At 63.4% G+C, this 15,181-nt stretch carries 15 protein-coding genes and 1 pseudogene; 7 read left to right on the forward strand and 9 right to left on the reverse strand.

The window, feature by feature from the left end; genetic code table 11:
* Positions 1-207: 207 nt before the first annotated feature.
* From fliT to E1956_RS47950, 4 genes and pseudogenes are all read right to left on the reverse strand, one after another.
* On the reverse strand, positions 208-507 hold the full coding sequence (fliT, locus tag E1956_RS03385) for a flagellar protein FliT (RefSeq protein ID WP_134747429.1): 300 nt from the start codon (positions 505-507) through the stop codon (positions 208-210).
* A 20-nt stretch (positions 508-527) separates the two neighbouring features.
* Positions 528-2,117 carry a flagellar filament capping protein FliD gene (fliD, locus tag E1956_RS03390; protein WP_134747430.1) on the reverse strand — a complete coding sequence of 530 codons (1,590 nt, stop codon included), beginning with the start codon at positions 2,115-2,117 and terminating at the stop codon, positions 528-530.
* Between the two features lie 144 nt (positions 2,118-2,261).
* Entirely contained in the window at positions 2,262-3,170 is a 909-nt protein-coding gene (locus E1956_RS47945; protein ID WP_472802075.1) for a flagellin, read from the reverse strand.
* A 204-nt stretch (positions 3,171-3,374) separates the two neighbouring features.
* Positions 3,375-3,950 (reverse strand): annotated as a pseudogene (locus E1956_RS47950) (flagellin N-terminal helical domain-containing protein); the annotation flags it as partial.
* 347 nt (positions 3,951-4,297) lie between these two features.
* Between E1956_RS47950 and E1956_RS03400 the strand changes: the two are divergent.
* Complete coding sequence (locus E1956_RS03400) at positions 4,298-5,239, forward strand: aldo/keto reductase (RefSeq protein ID WP_134747432.1); 942 nt, start codon at positions 4,298-4,300, stop codon at positions 5,237-5,239.
* Between the two features lie 406 nt (positions 5,240-5,645).
* Positions 5,646-5,858 (forward strand): 30S ribosomal protein S21, encoded by a 213-nt coding sequence (gene rpsU / locus E1956_RS03405; RefSeq protein WP_006401410.1) that lies wholly within the window; start codon positions 5,646-5,648, stop codon positions 5,856-5,858.
* A gap of 118 nt (positions 5,859-5,976) precedes the next feature.
* Here rpsU and E1956_RS03410 read toward each other — a convergent pair whose 3' ends face one another.
* The gene (locus tag E1956_RS03410; protein WP_134747433.1) at positions 5,977-6,423 is read right to left on the reverse strand and encodes a hypothetical protein; all 447 of its coding nucleotides are present in this window, start codon (positions 6,421-6,423) and stop codon (positions 5,977-5,979) included.
* 288 nt (positions 6,424-6,711) lie between these two features.
* On the reverse strand, positions 6,712-7,335 hold the full coding sequence (locus E1956_RS03415; RefSeq protein ID WP_134750318.1) for a DNA-3-methyladenine glycosylase I: 624 nt from the start codon (positions 7,333-7,335) through the stop codon (positions 6,712-6,714).
* A 192-nt stretch (positions 7,336-7,527) separates the two neighbouring features.
* Between E1956_RS03415 and E1956_RS03420 the strand changes: the two genes are divergently transcribed.
* Both E1956_RS03420 and E1956_RS03425 read left to right on the forward strand, forming a co-directional pair.
* A complete protein-coding gene (locus E1956_RS03420) occupies positions 7,528-8,412 on the forward strand; it encodes a glucosamine kinase nucleotide-binding domain-containing protein (protein ID WP_134747434.1) in 885 nt (294 codons plus the stop codon).
* A gap of 60 nt (positions 8,413-8,472) precedes the next feature.
* The gene (locus tag E1956_RS03425) at positions 8,473-9,297 is read left to right on the forward strand and encodes a Cof-type HAD-IIB family hydrolase (protein ID WP_134747435.1); all 825 of its coding nucleotides are present in this window, start codon (positions 8,473-8,475) and stop codon (positions 9,295-9,297) included.
* A 141-nt stretch (positions 9,298-9,438) separates the two neighbouring features.
* Here E1956_RS03425 and E1956_RS03430 read toward each other — a convergent pair whose 3' ends face one another.
* Both E1956_RS03430 and aqpZ read right to left on the reverse strand, forming a co-directional pair.
* Entirely contained in the window at positions 9,439-10,164 is a 726-nt protein-coding gene (locus E1956_RS03430) for a histidine phosphatase family protein (protein ID WP_232071248.1), read from the reverse strand.
* 170 nt (positions 10,165-10,334) lie between these two features.
* Positions 10,335-11,081, reverse strand: coding sequence for an aquaporin Z (gene aqpZ / locus E1956_RS03435; RefSeq protein WP_134747436.1), 747 nt, complete (start codon positions 11,079-11,081; stop codon positions 10,335-10,337).
* Positions 11,082-11,366: 285 nt separating this feature from the next.
* On the opposite strand from aqpZ, the gene E1956_RS03440 reads away from it, so the two are divergent.
* Positions 11,367-11,663 (forward strand): H-NS histone family protein, encoded by a 297-nt coding sequence (locus E1956_RS03440; RefSeq protein WP_134747437.1) that lies wholly within the window; start codon positions 11,367-11,369, stop codon positions 11,661-11,663.
* A 204-nt stretch (positions 11,664-11,867) separates the two neighbouring features.
* Here E1956_RS03440 and E1956_RS03445 read toward each other — a convergent pair whose 3' ends face one another.
* Positions 11,868-12,935: a glycosyltransferase family 4 protein gene (locus E1956_RS03445; protein ID WP_134747438.1), complete on the reverse strand. Its 1,068-nt coding sequence runs from the start codon at positions 12,933-12,935 to the stop codon at positions 11,868-11,870.
* A gap of 609 nt (positions 12,936-13,544) precedes the next feature.
* On the opposite strand from E1956_RS03445, the gene flhD reads away from it, so the two are divergent.
* Positions 13,545-13,862: a flagellar transcriptional regulator FlhD gene (gene flhD / locus E1956_RS03450; RefSeq protein ID WP_134747439.1), complete on the forward strand. Its 318-nt coding sequence runs from the start codon at positions 13,545-13,547 to the stop codon at positions 13,860-13,862.
* A gap of 422 nt (positions 13,863-14,284) precedes the next feature.
* Entirely contained in the window at positions 14,285-15,145 is an 861-nt protein-coding gene (motA, locus tag E1956_RS03455; protein ID WP_133194793.1) for a flagellar motor stator protein MotA, read from the forward strand.
* Positions 15,146-15,181 lie beyond the last annotated feature (36 nt).

The raw sequence follows: 15,181 nt of genomic DNA on the forward strand, positions 1-15,181 counted from the left end.
CGCGTTACGCGAGGGGTGCCGCGTGGCCGGTGTGTGATGCCGGCCACGCGGCTTTTGCGTTGCGATCCAGCGCGCCCGCTCGCCGCAGAACTTGCGTACGCGAAAAAAAGCCCGCGCGAGGCGGGCTGAGATGAACGAGCGCATCTGTCAGGACGCGATGAATTGTTGTTGTTCGGTGCGTATGGCGCGGATCGCCGCCTTTTGCGTTTAGAACTGTGCGACGCGTTGATACAGATTCGCGTTGCGGGTGGCCTGCATGGCGGCCTGGTATTCGGTGGTCAGTTCGTTTCTGGCGTTGTGCGCGGCTTGCGCAATTTGTGCATCGATGGCGTGGACCTGTTTCAGGACGTCGAGTGCGGCAGGCGTTTGCGTCGCACCGAGCGACATGAGCAGCGGCGAGCGCTCGCTCGCGAGCTGCGATGCCTGTTCCCATTCGCCCACGGCCGCCGCCTGTTCGATGGCCTTGGTGATTTGCCAGATACGGTCGATGTCGGCCGGTGCTTGCATGATGTGTGCCCTCGATCCCGTCAGCTCTTGTTGGTGGCCAGCGCGCCTGCACTGTTGGTGCCGCCGAACAGCTGCGTGAGGTATTGCTGATTGCTGTTCATCGTCGCCATCAGCGTGTTGAGCGCGGTGAACTGCGCGTTGTACATGCTGGTGAGCTGCGTCTGATAGCTCGTGAGCGACGTCTGTTGCGTCGTGAGGTTCGTCAGGTCCGTGTTGATCGCGTTGGTGCGCGTCTGGATGGCACCCGTGGTAGACAGATAGCCCGTAATGTTGTTGTTCAACTGCGCGGCAACGCCGTTGGTCGAACTGAACAGTGTGGCGATGGTCGACTGGTTGTTTTGCAGCGCGGTGTTCAGCGTGGCGTTATTGATCGAAAGCGAGCCATCCTGATTCAGCGTAATGCCGATCGCCGCCAGGCTCGTCGACGTGTTGCCGTTCTTCACGCCGTTCGCGACGATCGTGGCCAACTGGTTCTGCACCATGTTCAGCGTCGAGTCGCCGAGCAGCGGGCCCTGCGACGAGGCCGTCGAACTGTATGACGTGAGCGTGCTCATCGTCGTCACGAGCGTGTTGTAGAGCGTAACGAACTGGTTGATCGTGTTCGACTGCGAAGTCGTGTCCTGGGCGACGGTGAGCGTCTGTGGTGACTTGCCCGTGGTGTCGACCGACGCGGCGCTCAGGCTCAGCGTCACACCGGCAATCGCGGAGGTGACCGAGTTCGTCGAACTGGTGACGCCGGTGTTGTCGACCGTGAAGTAGGCGTCCTGTGCAGCCGTGGTCTGTGTCCAGTTGGGCGTGGCCGGGTTCCCCGACGACTGGACATTGCTGAGCGTCGACTGGTTGGCCTGGAGCTGCGCACTGGTCGCGCTTGCATTGCCGGTCAGCGAAGTGCCCGTGTTGCCCGTTACCGCAAGGCCGTTCAGTGCATCGCCCGTGGCCGTATCGCTGATCTGGACGCTGATGGCGTTCTGGGAGCCGGTCGAGTTCGCGTGCAAGACCAGGTGGGCACCATCGGCGCCGTTGACGACCGTGGCCGTCACACCCGGGTTGTTGCTCGCGCTGTTGATGGCTGCCGCGATGCCGGAAACCGTGCTGTTGGAGCTGTTCAGCGAAATCGTGGTGCTCGCGCCGCCGATGGACAGGGTCATCGTGGCCGGGCCCGAGGCAAGCGCCTGCGTTGCGGAATAGCCTTTCGACGTGAGCACCTGCGCGGTCGCGATCTGGGCGACATCGAGCGAATACGTGCCGGCGACGGCGCCACTGGCTGCGGTGGCCGTGATGCCGGTGCCGCTGGTGGTCGCGGTGAAAGCGTTGACAGTCGTGCCGTTCGAGAGGTTTGTGAGCCCGGCCTGCAATGCCGAAAGCGCGGCGGAGAGCGTGCCGTATGCGGAGATTTGCGTGTTGTCCAGCGACTGTTGCGCGGCTAGCGTTGCAGCCTGCCCTGCAATCTTGCTGTTGACGAGCGCCGTGACGAGCGAGTTCACGTCCATCGACGAATTGCCGGTCGAGCCGCTGATGATCGACTGTGCGGCTTCCTGCAGCGCCTGGTTGGTCGCTGCGGTGTTGGCCGCGACGGTATTCGTGACTGAGTTACCGGATACGGTGGACATGAAGAGGCTCCGTGCTTCGGCGATGCCGGGTGAATCGGTTCAGGTCTGAAAAACGCCAAACGGGAGACGAGGCTCCCGGTTGGCTGGCGTTCCGCGCACCGGGTATGGCGGGCGGGGCGCGGAACGCGTACTACATGAAGCGCATTACTGCAGGAGCTTCAGGATCTGCTGCGGCTGCGAGTTCGCTTGCGCGAGCACCGAGATACCGGCTTGTTGCAGAACCTGCGCCTTGCTCAGGTTCGCCGTTTCCTGTGCGAAGTCGGCATCCTGGATCGACGACTGAGCCGACGACAGGTCGGTCGATTGGGCTTGCTGCGTCGTGGTGATGGCCGTGAAGCGGTTTTGCGCCGCGCCGAGCGTTGCCTGCAGGTTGTTGACGGTGTTCAGCGCGTTGTCGATCGATTCCATTGCAGCCGACGCACCAGCTTGCGTGGAGATGTTGATATTCGAAACCGAGCCAACGTTGTTCAGCGCGTCGATGGAGCTACCAACGTTCAAGTTAGCCGTTGCAGCAGCAGCCGTAGCCGGATTCGACGTGCTTTCGCCCGTGGCCGTGTTGATATCGGCAGCGATGGTTGCACCGCCATGGGCAAACGTGTAGCTGGTTACGCCCGACGAATTGGTGGTCGCGGTTGCGTTACCGAAGATTTGCGCCATTGCGCTGCTGCTGAGCGCAACATTGTTTTGATCGGTGAACGTGAAGCCACCATTGCCGTCGGACTGCACGTTGATGCTGGTAAGCGCTGCGGTCGTGGTCTGAGTCGCCGAGTATTGACCACCCGACGATGCGTCGAGTGTCAGGTTCGACACCTTCGTGCCGCCAGTCAGCGCGCCACCGTTAGCCGCCATTGCTGCGGCGACGATAGCCGCGCCTGCCGTGGTTCCCGTATTGACCGTGTTACCGTTCTGGTCGGTATAGACCGGGGCAGCGGTAGTGCCAGTGTTGGTCAACGACGTGATTTCCGCCGTCGAGCCGTTGCTGTTCAGCGACAGGCCCGTCTGCGAAACGCTGCTGCCGTTCAGGGTCTGGGCCGCCACCGCATTCGTAGCCATGGACGTGCCGCCCGATGCGGCCTTATAGACAGCCTGAGCCTGAAGAACAACAGCATTCGTCGAGGGCGTGTTTGCAGCGATGGAAGCTGCGCTGTCGGTTTCCAGAACGGTTCCGTTCTGATCCTTGTACGTGACGTCACCGGCCGCGTCAGCCGTTGCCGTCACCGTCGTCGTCGGCGCTGCCGACGCGCCAGCGAATGCCGTACCGTTGGCGTTGAGGCTCAGGCCCGTGAACGAACCGAGCGTGTTACCAGCCTGGACGTTGCCCGTACCAATCTGCGCTGCCGACATGTTTTGCGTCAGGTTCAGGCTGATCGACTGGCCGACGTTGGCGCCGACCTGGAAGCTGACATTGCCCAGCGAACCGTTCAGCACGTTCATGCCGTTGTACGTCGTTTGCGACGCGATACGGTTCACTTCCTGGATCTGCTGCGCGACTTCCTGCTGCAGTGCCTGGCGGTCGGTATCGGTCATGCTGCCGTCCGAGGCTTGGGTCGCAAGCTGACGAATGGTCTGGAGACTCGAAGTCAGCGACGACAGGCCCGACGATGCCGTTTGCACCATCGACACGCCGTTGTTCGCGTTCGACACGCCCTGGTTCAGACCGTTGATCTGGGTCTGCATGATGTTCGAAATCGCGAGACCTGCTGCATCGTCAGCTGCGCTGTTGATGCGCTTGCCCGACGAGAGGCGCGTAATCGCTTGCGAGAGCGCGCTGCCCGAGCTGGTCAGGTTCTGCTGCGCGACGAGCGAGTTGATGTTGCTGTTAATTCCGAGCATGGAAATTCTCCTGGACGGGCGCTAAGCCCATTACACGCCACATTGGCTGCGGCGGTAGCACTCGTTCATTGCTGGCCGCCTCAGTGAAGGTTGACGGCGTGGGTAAAAAAAACTTGAGGGGCTCGCGCAAACAATTGCGACCTAATTTGCGTGGCGCATAAAAGAGGAGATTGGGAGGAGTTCGCGCTTCGATCCGCGGAGGCACACGTTTGCGCGTGAGTGATGCGGTGTAGTGCTTCGCGAAGCCTTGGCAAGCGCCTGCGAGCCTGCCTGGCCGCCTGCACCATCGCGCCAGCGGGCGTATCCTCAACCCTTTCTGCTCTCGTGCTCCCGAGGAGACTTCAATCATGGAACTACGCAGGATCGGCACTTCGGCCTTGCAGGTCGCGCCGCTCATGTTCGGCGGCAACGTGTTCGGCTGGACCGCCGACGAGGCCACCTCCTTCTCGATCCTCGACGCCTTCACCGACGCCGGCCTCAATTTCATCGACACCGCGGACGTCTACTCTGCCTGGGTGCCCGGCAACCAGGGCGGCGAATCGGAGACGATCATCGGCAAATGGCTCGCCAGGAGCGGCAAGCGCGAAAAGGTGGTGATCGCAACGAAAGTGGCTAAAGACCCGCGCCGCCCCGGCCTCTCGGCCGCGAACATCCAGGCAGCCGTGGAAGACTCGCTGCGCCGCCTGCAGACCGACTACCTCGACGTCTACTTCTCGCACGAGGACGACCAGAAGGTCCCGCTCGAGGAGACGCTCGGCGCCTATCAGCGCCTGATCGAAGCGGGCAAGGTGCGCGTGGTGGGCGCCTCGAACTACACGGGCGCGCGCATCGAGGAAGCGCTCGCGGTCGCGCACAAGAACGGGCTGCCCGCGTACCAGATCGTCCAGCCCGAATACAACCTGTACGATCGCGCGGCCTACGAGGCCGACATCGAGCCCGTGGCGCTCGCGCAGAAACTCGCGGTCGTGCCCTATTACAGCCTCGCGAGCGGCTTTTTGTCGGGCAAATACCGTTCGCGCGAAGACCTCGCGAAGAGCACGCGCGGTTCGCGCGTCGAGCGCTATCTCGACCATCGCGGGGTGCGCATCCTCGCGGCGCTCGATTTCGTTGCCGGGCGCCACAACAGCTCGCTGGCGGCCGTGGCGCTCGCGTGGCTGATCGCGCGGCCGAGCATCACGGCGCCGATCGCGAGCGCGACGTCGCTCGAGCAGCTCGATAGCCTCGTGGCCGCGGTGCGCCTGAAGCTCGATCCGGCGGACATCCAGGCGCTCAACGACGCGAGCGCCTGAACCCGGGACGCGCCCTTGCGAGGGGCGGAACGCGTTCATCCAGGAGTCCTGAAGGTGCGTGGCGGGCCCGCCGGACGGCGTTCGCCACGCAAGTGTCTGAGTAGAATCAAGAAAGTGTGGCTGGCAAGGTTTTTTCCTGATATGATTGGGAGTGAATTGAGATCTTTGCCTGTTTTGTTGCCGTGTTCGTTACTGTTGGCGGCCGCAAACCGGCGGTCAGGTGTGTTGCAGCAAGGTCTACCTGATCGCGTTCCGCTGTGAACCCCCTACTTCTCTTTTCCGGCCTCCGTGGCCGCCTTGCCTTTCGTTACGCCCCCATCGTGGCGAACGACCGGAGGGCCGGTGCGTGAATGGTGGTTGCCATTCGCGCCTTTGAACCGTATCAAGCGATTGAGTTAGGAAATACATGACGACGATTCTTCTGAAGGAAAACGAGCCGTTCGAAGTGGCCATCCGCCGCTTCCGCCGTGCAATCGAAAAGAATGGCCTGATCGCCGAGCTGCGTGAGCGTCAGTCTTACGAGAAGCCGACGGCCGTGCGCAAGCGCAAGAAGGCTGCTGCTGTGAAGCGCCTGCACAAGCGTCTGCGCAGCCAGATGCTGCCGAAGAAGCTCCACTAAGAGCCGCTTCAGCTTCCGCCAGACGGCGGCGCATGCTTCGCAAGAAGCTGCGCCGCCGTTTGCATTTCTGGCGCTGGTTTTTGGATTTCGGTTGCGCGACCGCGCGCCGCCCGGAGGCTCAGGCGGCGTCCAGAAGGCGCTGCGGCGAAAGCCCGAACTGCGCGGCGATCGACAGTAGCCGATCGTGCCACTCCCAGACGCCGAACACGTCGTGGACGTTCTGCAGGCAGCTCAGCAGATTCACGGTGTTGGGGTCGTAGATGTTGATGTGGGCGCGCAGAAGCGCCTTTTTCAGCGCGGCGACGCCGACGTCCATCCATGCGGGCACCTCGTTCGCCTCACGCGCGAGATAGCGCACGGGGATGCCTTCCATTGCGCTGATGTAGTCGCGCGCACGGATGAAACTGCCGACCGGACAGCCGCCGTAGTTGCGCGCGCCGCTGCTGTAACCGTTCCGATATGCTCCGCCGCCGCAAGGCAGAAGCGCTGCGCGCCCTTGTCCATGGAGGTGCGCCACGGCGCGGTCGAAAATCTCCTGATGAGTCAGGAAGTGCACGTTTTTCATTTCAGCCCCCTGCGCGACGCACAGCGGTAAGGCTCTGCAAATGCGCCGCTGCGTGCCTTGCGGCGCGCGCTCCCCGCGGCGGGCGGTCCCTTGTTGCGCCTGCTACCGGTGCAGCAAACCCGGACGCGCCGATCTCAGTTATAACGGCGCGCCACGAGAAAACCGTTAGGCCGCGCACCAAGGCAGGTGGAAATCGCGCAGATCCACAATTCGTACAACCCTGTAGCTGGGCCGCCCCGCTAGGCCATAGCCGATCCGGGGCTGTTTCAGGGCCGGCTAATCGCCGAGTCAGGCTCCGGCTGACGTGCGCGTCTTCGCGGCTGCGGGCTTGCCTTTGGACTTGGCCTTTAATTTGACGCCGCCAAGCGCTGCGCAGGTTTTGCGGCAGAAGCAGTCCCGTTCATGGTCGTTGACCATGCCCACCGCCTGCATGAACGCGTAGCAGATCGTGGTGCCGACGAACTTGCAGCCATACTTCTTGAGCGCCTTGCTGAGCGCGTCGGAGACTTCGGTGGATGTGGGCGCGTCGCGATACGAAGCAAGGTCGTTCTGGATGGGCGTGTCCTCGACGAACGACCAGACGAATGCCGCAAGCGAGCCGTGCTCGGCCTGGATTTGCTGTACGGCGCGCGCATTCAGAATGGCGGCCTCGATCTTGGCGCGGTTGCGCACGATCGAGGCATCCTGCATGAGCGCTTCGACGTGCTTTGGCGTGAAGCGCGCGACCTTTTCGACCTCGAAGTTGGCGAACGCGCGGCGATAGCCCTCGCGCTTGTTGAGGATCGTGGACCATGACAGCCCCGCCTGCGCGCCTTCGAGCACGAGCATCTCGTAGAGGTGCTGGTCGTCGCGCGAGGGCACGCCCCACTCCTCGTCGTGATATTGCACATACTGCGGCGACGCGCCGGCCATTACCCAGTTGCAGCGGTGTGTCACGTTGAGTTCTCCTTGCGAGTAGCCCGGCAAGGATAGCGGATTGGTCGTGCGCCGCCACCTGGCCGTCCGGCCAATTGTGCGAAAGGCGCTGAGCCGTTAGTCTCTGCGGCACGATTCAATGCTCGATAATCCTCAACTCACCGGCTCGCGCACGGCGCGGCAAACATCATGCAGAAATATTCCTGGTTGATCGGCGTGGATGGCGGCGGCACCGGCACGCGCGTCGCGCTGGGCGACGCTCAGGGCGCCGAGCTCGCGCGTGCGTCCGCGGGCCCGTCGGGGCTCGGGCTTGGCATCGCGCGCGCCTGGCAGTCGATCGAAGAAGGCGCGCGCGCCGCCTTTGCGCAAGCCGGGCTGGCGTTCGACTGGTCGCACTGCATGCTCGGCTGCGGCCTCGCGGGCGTGAACAATCCCGACTGGCTCGCCGCGTTTCGCGCCGCGGCGCCGCCCGTTGCAGGCCTCGCGGTCGAGAGCGACGCCTACACGACGCTGCTGGGCGCGCACGGCGGCGAGCCAGGCGTGGTCGTGGCGCTCGGCACAGGCAGCATCGCCGCCGCGCTCGACGCGCACGGCGTCTGCCGTATTGCGGGGGGCTTCGGCTTCCCGTCGGGCGATGAAGCTAGCGGCGCATGGTTTGGCCTGCGCGCGATCGTATGGGCACAGCAGTCGCTCGATGGCCGCGTCGTGCCCGATGCGCTTTCGCGCGCGTTGCTCGCCCATATCGGCGCGGTCGACCGCGAGAGCCTGATCGTCTGGCAATGCGCGGCCAACCAGACTGCTTATGCGAGCCTCGCGCCCGTGGTGCTCGCGCACCGCGATCACCCGTTCGTGGCGAAGTTGCTGGCCGAGGCTGGCGAGGCCGTGGCGCGCCTGATCGAGGCGCTCGATCCCGAAGCCGCGTTGCCAGTGTCGCTCGCCGGCGGGCTCGGCTTGCCGCTCACCGACTGGGTGCCGCAAGCCGTGCGCGAGCGGCTGCGCGCGCCGCTCGCCGACTCCACCTCTGGCGCCTTGCGGCTCGCGCATCGCGAGGCCGAGCGGCTTGGCGGCGCTTAGCGCCTGCGCTCCCCTTCAGGTGCTAGGATTGAGGGTTTCCCCCAGTCTCCCCGGATAGCCATGTACAAGGTCATCGCAACCGATCTCGACGGAACGCTGCTTAACGCCGACCATCAGCTGGATCCGTTCACGGTTGCCACGTTCAACAAGCTCCACGCGCAAGGGCTGCAGTTCATCATCGCGACTGGCCGTCATTATTGCGATGTGGCGAGCATCCGCGGCTTGCTCGGCATTCCCGCGTACCTGATCACGTCGAACGGCGCGCGCGTGCACGGCCCGGACGACGCGCTGATCCACGCGCGCAACGTGCCCGAGGCGGTCGTGCGCCGCCTGGTCGCCCCGGACACCGTGGGCGCGCATGGCCGCGTGATCGTGAGCCTCTTTACCGACAAGGAATGGTTCATCGACCGCGATGCGCCCGAGCTGCTCGCCTATCACCAGGATTCGGGCTTCACGTATCGCGTCGCTGGGGATCTCGGCGCGCTCGGCGGCGCGGGTGTCGCCAAGGCGCTCTATATCGGCGATCCGGCCGATCTTGCGCATGTTCAACGCAACCTCGAGCGCGAATTCGGCGACGCGCTCTATATCACCTACTCCCTGCCCGATTGCCTGGAAGTGATGGTCGCGGGCGTCTCCAAAGGGCGCGCGTTGAATGTCGTGCTCGAGCGTCTGAATGTGGATGCTGCGCGTTGCGTGGCGTTCGGCGACAACATGAACGACATCGACCTGCTCGAAACGGCCGGTCATCCGTTCATGATGAATAACGCGAATCCCGATCTGATCGCGCGTCTGCCCCAGGTGCCGCGCATCGGCAATAACTTCGAGGCGGGCGTCGCTCATCACCTGCGCAAGCTCTTTGCGCTGGATGACGAACTGGCGCGCTAAGCAGCACTAACCTGGCTGCGCTGCGTATCGGACATCGCGTGGCGCATATCGCGTGGCGCGGACGTGGCTATGGCTGTGTCGCGGACGCGAGTATGGCGCCTCAGTATGGGCGCTGGCCCTTTCGTCTGCCTCAGGCCTCGCCTATTGCGAGGCAGGAAGCGCCGCACACGGGCATTCGTCCGACCGTCCGTCGAGGCCCTCGCGGTCGTGGCTGAAGCGTGCGCTCGGCGTGGCGCCGCTCCAGTCGATGCGCACGACGTAGATGCTGTCGAAGTCGGCGCTCTTCCATTTGGGCACGTCGGACGCCTGTCCGCCATGCTCGGCCACGATCTTGCGCACCAGCGTCTCGATTTCACGGTGCTCCCATCCGACCAGCACCGTGCGGTTGCGCCACGCCGGATCGAGCAGCGCTTTTTCGAGGGCGTCGGTTTGGGCGTAGCCATAGGGCGTCTGAATCGGCAGGCCGAACTGGATGGCCGTGGGCTCGACGGTCGCTAGCGGGCGCACATAGTAATAGGTCTGTCCGCCGTCGTCCTTGCGTCCGCTTGGGTCCGGCGCATAGATCGCATCGGGCTTGCCGTACTTCGCCGCAATCACGGCGGGCAGCGCGAGCGCCCGGTTCAATCCCTTGCAATCGAGCTGCCCGAGTCCTGCGGCGGGCTTTTCGCCGTGACGCACGAAGACCAGTGTTTCGATGTCCTGTGTGCCTGCGGCGTGCGCCGTGCCCGCACTCGCGAGTGCGCCGCCGGTGGCCGCCGCGAGCAGCGTCACCAGAATCGCAGCACTACGCGCCACGGGGCGAAGCGCCTGAGCGTCGAGTCTCATCGCAACGGCGAAGCGGCCCAGTGGATGTCGTGAACGCTTCATGCTGTGCGCCTTGAGTTCGAATGAATGGGTCGCCCGATTCTAGCAGCGCCGCCGCAGCCACCTTGCGTGATTAGACATCTCGCTGGCGCGCGAAAAGGTCCGCAAAAAAAGCGAAAGTGAAAACAAAAACGGGCGCCGAAGCGCCCGCGTATCGAATCGCGTGAGGCTCGTTATGCCTGCACGCGTGCCTGCAGTTCCGCCACAGCTTCACGGCGACCCGCAATCATCGGATAGACCACGCCGGCGATCGCTGCGCCGATGATTGGCGCGACCCAGAACAGCCACAGCTGCGAGATCGCCTCGCCGCCTACGAAGAGCGCCGGGCCGGTCGAGCGCGCAGGGTTCACGGACGTATTCGTGACCGGGATCGAGATCAGGTGGATGAGCGTGAGGCACAGGCCGATGGCGATCGGCGCGAAGCCTGCGGGCGCGCGCTTGTCGGTCGCGCCGAGGATCACGAAGAGGAAGAACGCGGTCATCACGACTTCGCAGACGAATGCCGCGGCCAGCGTGTAGTGGCCCGGCGACTGATCGCCGTAGCCGTTGGTGGCGAAGCCGCTCGCGACGAGGTCGAAGCCCGGCTTGCCGGTGGCGATGCAGGCGAGCGTGGCCGCGCCGAGCACCGCGCCGACCACTTGGGCGACGACGTACGGCACGAGGTCACGCGCCGGAAAGCGGCCGGCGACCATGAGACCGACGCTCACCGCGGGATTCAGATGGCAGCCGGAAATATGGCCGATGGCGAATGCCATGGTGAGCACCGTCAGGCCGAATGCGAATGCGACGCCCACGAAGCCGATGCCGAGCCCCTGCACCGGGCCGTCGAAATGGGCGGCGAGCACGGCGCTGCCGCAACCGCCGAGCACGAGCCAGAATGTGCCGAAAAGCTCGGCGAGAAGTCGTTTGGATAAGTGCATTTCGTGATGCCTCAAAAAGGTATTTGACGGGCTTCCGGTAAAGTGTCGGCGCCAGGAAATGCCAGATTCTAGGGATTCACGAAAAGCGTGGGTGTGAAGGATTGTCAATTTCGCAGTAATTGCTCTCATTATTGCGGTAGATGCGTTCCGAGTGTGGCTTCGCGCACGCAATCGTTAAATGTCGCAATATCCCGATAAAGCAGTATTAGCCTCGATTGCTAATTCTCTTATTTACGTCTAATCTGCGTTCGAGTCAGTTAGATCGACAATGAAGGGGGGGAGGAAATGTCTCAATATTCAGATCTCAAGGCCCAGATCGCCAAACTTCAGGCGCAGGCCGACGAAGCGCGGCGCACGGAAATCGCCGATGTCATCACCATGATCCGCGAGAAGATCGTCGAGTACGGCCTATCGGCCCAGGACCTCGGCTTTGCGGCGGCCGCCAAGCGCGGACGCCCGCCCAAGAAGGCGCCGCTACCCGCGCGCTATCAGGATCCGAAGACGGGCGCGACCTGGAGCGGGCGCGGCAAGCCGCCCAAATGGATTGCGGGCAAGAATCGCGAGCGTTATTTGATCGCCTGATTGCCGTTATCTAAATGTCAGGTCGCGCGGTTCGGGGCGAGCGTCCCGGAACCGCACCGGTGCATTCGGTTATCCAAATAAAAAGAGCCGCATGAAACATGCGGCTCTTTTTTAGCTGTGGGCAATCGGGCTATTACGCTGTGCGCAAACGATTCACGCTGCCTTTTTTTGCCTTTTTATCTCAAAGTGAGGCATGCCGCGCATTCAGCCCGCAGCTGCAACACGGCGAAGCACAGGACGTCGCGTGGCTTCGATCAGCGCCGAATAGCTTTCGACGTAATTGCTGGCCATGGTGTGCGAGGTGAAGCGGCGCTCGAACTGCGCACGAATGGCTTCGCGCGAAAGCGTGTCGATGTTTTGCAACGCCGCCACGGCGCCCTGCACGTCCTCGCAGATATAGCCGGTCAGGCCAGGATCGATCACTTCGGGCACCGAGCCGCGGTTGAAGGCGACCACGGGCGTGCCGCACGCCATCGCCTCGATCATGACGAGGCCGAACGGCTCGGACCAGTCGATCGGGAACAGCAGCGCCTTGGCGCCCGAGAGGAACTCGGGTTTCTGCGCTTCGTTGATCTCGCCGACGAACTCCACGTGCGCCTGCGAAAGCAGCGGCTCGATCTCGGTCTTGAAGTAGTCCTGGTCGACCTTGTCCACCTTGGCCGCGATCTTCAGCGGCAGGCCGGAGAGCGCGGCGATCTTGATGGCGGTGTCCACGCGCTTTTCCGGGCAGATGCGGCCGAGGAACGCGAGATATTCGGGCTTGCGGCTGGTTTGCGGCGTGAGCAGGTTCTTCGGCAGGCCGTGGTAGATCGTGTTCAGCCAGTTGGCCTGCTCGAGAGGCTGGCGCTGCGAATCCGAAATCGAGATGACGGGCGCCTCGGAGAACGAGTCGAACACCGGCTGCAGCTCGGGCAGATCGAGGCGGCCGTGCAGCGTCGTCACGAACGGCGTGTCGAGCGTCGAGAACAGCGGGAACGGCAGATAGTCGAGGTGAAAGTGCAGCACGTCGAACTCGTGCGCCATTTGGCGTACACGCTCGAGCAGGACGATGTGCGGGGCGAGCGCGTCGCGGACTGTCGGGTCGAGGCGCAGCGCGCGCGGCCAGGCGGCCTCGAGTTTGGCCGATGTGACCGAATCGCCGCTGGCGAACAGCGTCACGTCGTGGCCGAGGTCCACCAGCGCTTCGGTCAGGTAGGACACGACACGCTCGGTGCCGCCATAGAGTTTCGGCGGAACGGCTTCGTAAAGTGGCGCAATTTGTGCGATTCGCATTGGCTAGATCTCCTTGGGCAGTTGCCGCGTGTCGTGCGACTGACAGCAAAAAGTGCTCGATCAGGCGCAATTGGCTGAGACGGGCACTGCGATATCGGGTTATCCCTGAGCTCGATTATCAACATTTGAATGCGCGAGACGAGTTGTTTTGCAATCACTTAATGTTGTTACAGCGGGAAACACCCGCTGTAAGCAGGCAATGCAAAGCGCGACGCCCGGGAGCGGGCCTATGCGCAATTGATGTGCCTGAACACGGCAATATGTTCAGACCCTGCGTACACATTTGAGACGCATCAATGAAAACGCTTTTATAATCGACAGACGATTAGGAAAATATGCCATGAGCATCATTTGGGCAGCTTTCCACCTCTCTTTTTTCCGGCTTGTCAGAAAAATTCCTACATAAAAAGGGAAATTTTTCTCGCAACGCGTCGCGGCATCCGTCCAATTTCCAATTGCGAGCACCCTCGCCACAATGCGTGGACGACCACTAAACGGGCCGTTCGCCTTGCCGCGCGCCAAATGCGCGCCTGATAGCGCCAGGACGAACGAGCAAACGTTTCCGTTACAGGCCTGACCAGCCGCTACGTTTCGAATTCGGGGGAATCCATGAGCGCGACGACGCCAAGCGACATGCTCAGCGAGATCAATGAAGTCAATTTGTCGTACCTGTTGCTCGCGCAACGGCTGCTGCGCGAAGACCGGCCGGCCGGGATGTTCCGCATGGGCCTCTCCGAGCAACTGGCCGACGCGCTGACCCGGCTCACCGCCGCGCAGACCGCGCGCCTCGCCGCATCCAGCCAGCTGCTGTGCCGCTTCCGCTTCGATGAGCATGCGATCCTGAGCGCGCTTGCCGAGAAGGGCAAAGCCGCGCAGATCCACGCCGCCATGCTCATGGCCGGCCAGGGCGTCGAGCAGGTCGGCTGAGCCGTCGGCCTGTGCCGTTGCGGCTGCGGCGCCTCGTGGGCGCAGGTCGGTCCGAGCCTCCCCACACCCGCCGTCCCACTCCCGCCGATCCCATTCCCGCATCCAACTCCCAACGATCCAACCCCGCCGCTTCAACTCCAGTCGCTTCAACCCATTTCGCACTCGCGGCCGTCCTGGCCGGGCATCGGCGGTCAAAAAAATAGCGACAGATTGCTGCCGGTGACCCCTCCGTGGGCATCCGCTCCGGCCACCCGCCACCCTCTCCGTGCGACGCGCCTTTCCGACCCGGCCCTCAAACGTTTGCCCCTGCGGTAAACACGCGCCCGCCCGGTCTCAAAGTTTTCCGCGCCGGTGCCGTAAACCCAATCAAGGGCGCGGGCCGATGGGGGCACGCGTCGCAATCTTCCAGTGAGGACCCGGCTGTGCTGATTATCGTGGGAACACTCGTGACGATCGTCTGCGTCTTCGGCGGCTACGCGCTGGAGGGCGGCCATCTGGGCGCCCTCATGCAGCCGATGGAGCTGTTGATGATCGGCGGCGCGGGCGTCGGTGCGTTCATCCTCGGCAACGGCATCAAGACGATCAAGGCCACGCTGCGCATCATTCCGTCGCTCTTCAAGGGCGCCAAATACAACAAGGACGTGTACATGGAGCTGCTCGCGCTGCTCTATGTCCTGCTCGCGAAGGCGCGCAAGGAAGGCACGCTCACGCTCGAAGCCGATATCGACGATCCGCAGAAAAGCCCGATCTTCACGCAGTACCCGAAGATCCTGTCCGACCATCACATCGTCGAATTTCTCACCGACTACCTGCGGCTCATGGTGGGCGGCAACATGAACGCCTTCGAGATCGAAAGCCTCATGGACGAGGAGATCGAGACGCACCACGCCGAGGGCGAGGCGCCCGCGCATGCGCTCTCGAAGGTGGGCGACGCGATGCCGGCGTTCGGCATCGTCGCGGCGGTGATGGGCGTCGTGCACACGATGGCGTCCGCCGACAAGCCGCCCGCGGTCCTCGGCGAGATGATCGCCCAGGCGCTGGTGGGCACCTTCCTCGGCATTCTGCTTTCGTATGGCCTGATCGGCCCGCTCGCGAGCCTCGCGGAGCAGCGCGTGACCGAGTCGACCAAGATGTTCCAGTGCATCAAGGTGACGATCCTCGCGAGCCTGAACGGCTATGCGCCCGCCATTGCCGTCGAGTTCGGCCGCAAGGTGCTGTTCTCGACCGAGCGCCCGTCGTTCACGGAGCTCGAAGAGCACGTGCGCCGCGTGAAGGCGAAGTAAGCGCAATAACGCGTATTGAGGCGAGGACGGCGACGA

The organism is Paraburkholderia pallida (assembly GCF_004524855.1).
In the GTDB taxonomy this organism is placed as follows: domain Bacteria; phylum Pseudomonadota; class Gammaproteobacteria; order Burkholderiales; family Burkholderiaceae; genus Paraburkholderia; species Paraburkholderia oxyphila.

What these genes read in the sequence shown, in the direction of transcription:
- fliT (WP_134747429.1), bottom strand. Translation starts at nt 507, where the DNA reads ATGCAAGCACCGGCCGACATCGACCGTATCTGGCAAATCACCAAGGCC.
- fliD (WP_134747430.1), bottom strand. Translation starts at nt 2,117, where the DNA reads ATGTCCACCGTATCCGGTAACTCAGTCACGAATACCGTCGCGGCCAAC.
- E1956_RS47945 (WP_472802075.1), bottom strand. Translation starts at nt 3,170, where the DNA reads ATGGCTACGAATGCGGTGGCGGCCCAGACCCTGAACGGCAGCAGCGTT.
- E1956_RS03400 (WP_134747432.1), top strand. Translation starts at nt 4,298, where the DNA reads ATGGAACTACGCAGGATCGGCACTTCGGCCTTGCAGGTCGCGCCGCTC.
- rpsU (WP_006401410.1), top strand. Translation starts at nt 5,646, where the DNA reads ATGACGACGATTCTTCTGAAGGAAAACGAGCCGTTCGAAGTGGCCATC.
- E1956_RS03410 (WP_134747433.1), bottom strand. Translation starts at nt 6,423, where the DNA reads ATGAAAAACGTGCACTTCCTGACTCATCAGGAGATTTTCGACCGCGCC.
- E1956_RS03415 (WP_134750318.1), bottom strand. Translation starts at nt 7,335, where the DNA reads ATGGCCGGCGCGTCGCCGCAGTATGTGCAATATCACGACGAGGAGTGG.
- E1956_RS03420 (WP_134747434.1), top strand. Translation starts at nt 7,528, where the DNA reads ATGCAGAAATATTCCTGGTTGATCGGCGTGGATGGCGGCGGCACCGGC.
- E1956_RS03425 (WP_134747435.1), top strand. Translation starts at nt 8,473, where the DNA reads ATGTACAAGGTCATCGCAACCGATCTCGACGGAACGCTGCTTAACGCC.
- E1956_RS03430 (WP_232071248.1), bottom strand. Translation starts at nt 10,164, where the DNA reads ATGAAGCGTTCACGACATCCACTGGGCCGCTTCGCCGTTGCGATGAGA.
- aqpZ (WP_134747436.1), bottom strand. Translation starts at nt 11,081, where the DNA reads ATGCACTTATCCAAACGACTTCTCGCCGAGCTTTTCGGCACATTCTGG.
- E1956_RS03440 (WP_134747437.1), top strand. Translation starts at nt 11,367, where the DNA reads ATGTCTCAATATTCAGATCTCAAGGCCCAGATCGCCAAACTTCAGGCG.
- E1956_RS03445 (WP_134747438.1), bottom strand. Translation starts at nt 12,935, where the DNA reads ATGCGAATCGCACAAATTGCGCCACTTTACGAAGCCGTTCCGCCGAAA.
- flhD (WP_134747439.1), top strand. Translation starts at nt 13,545, where the DNA reads ATGAGCGCGACGACGCCAAGCGACATGCTCAGCGAGATCAATGAAGTC.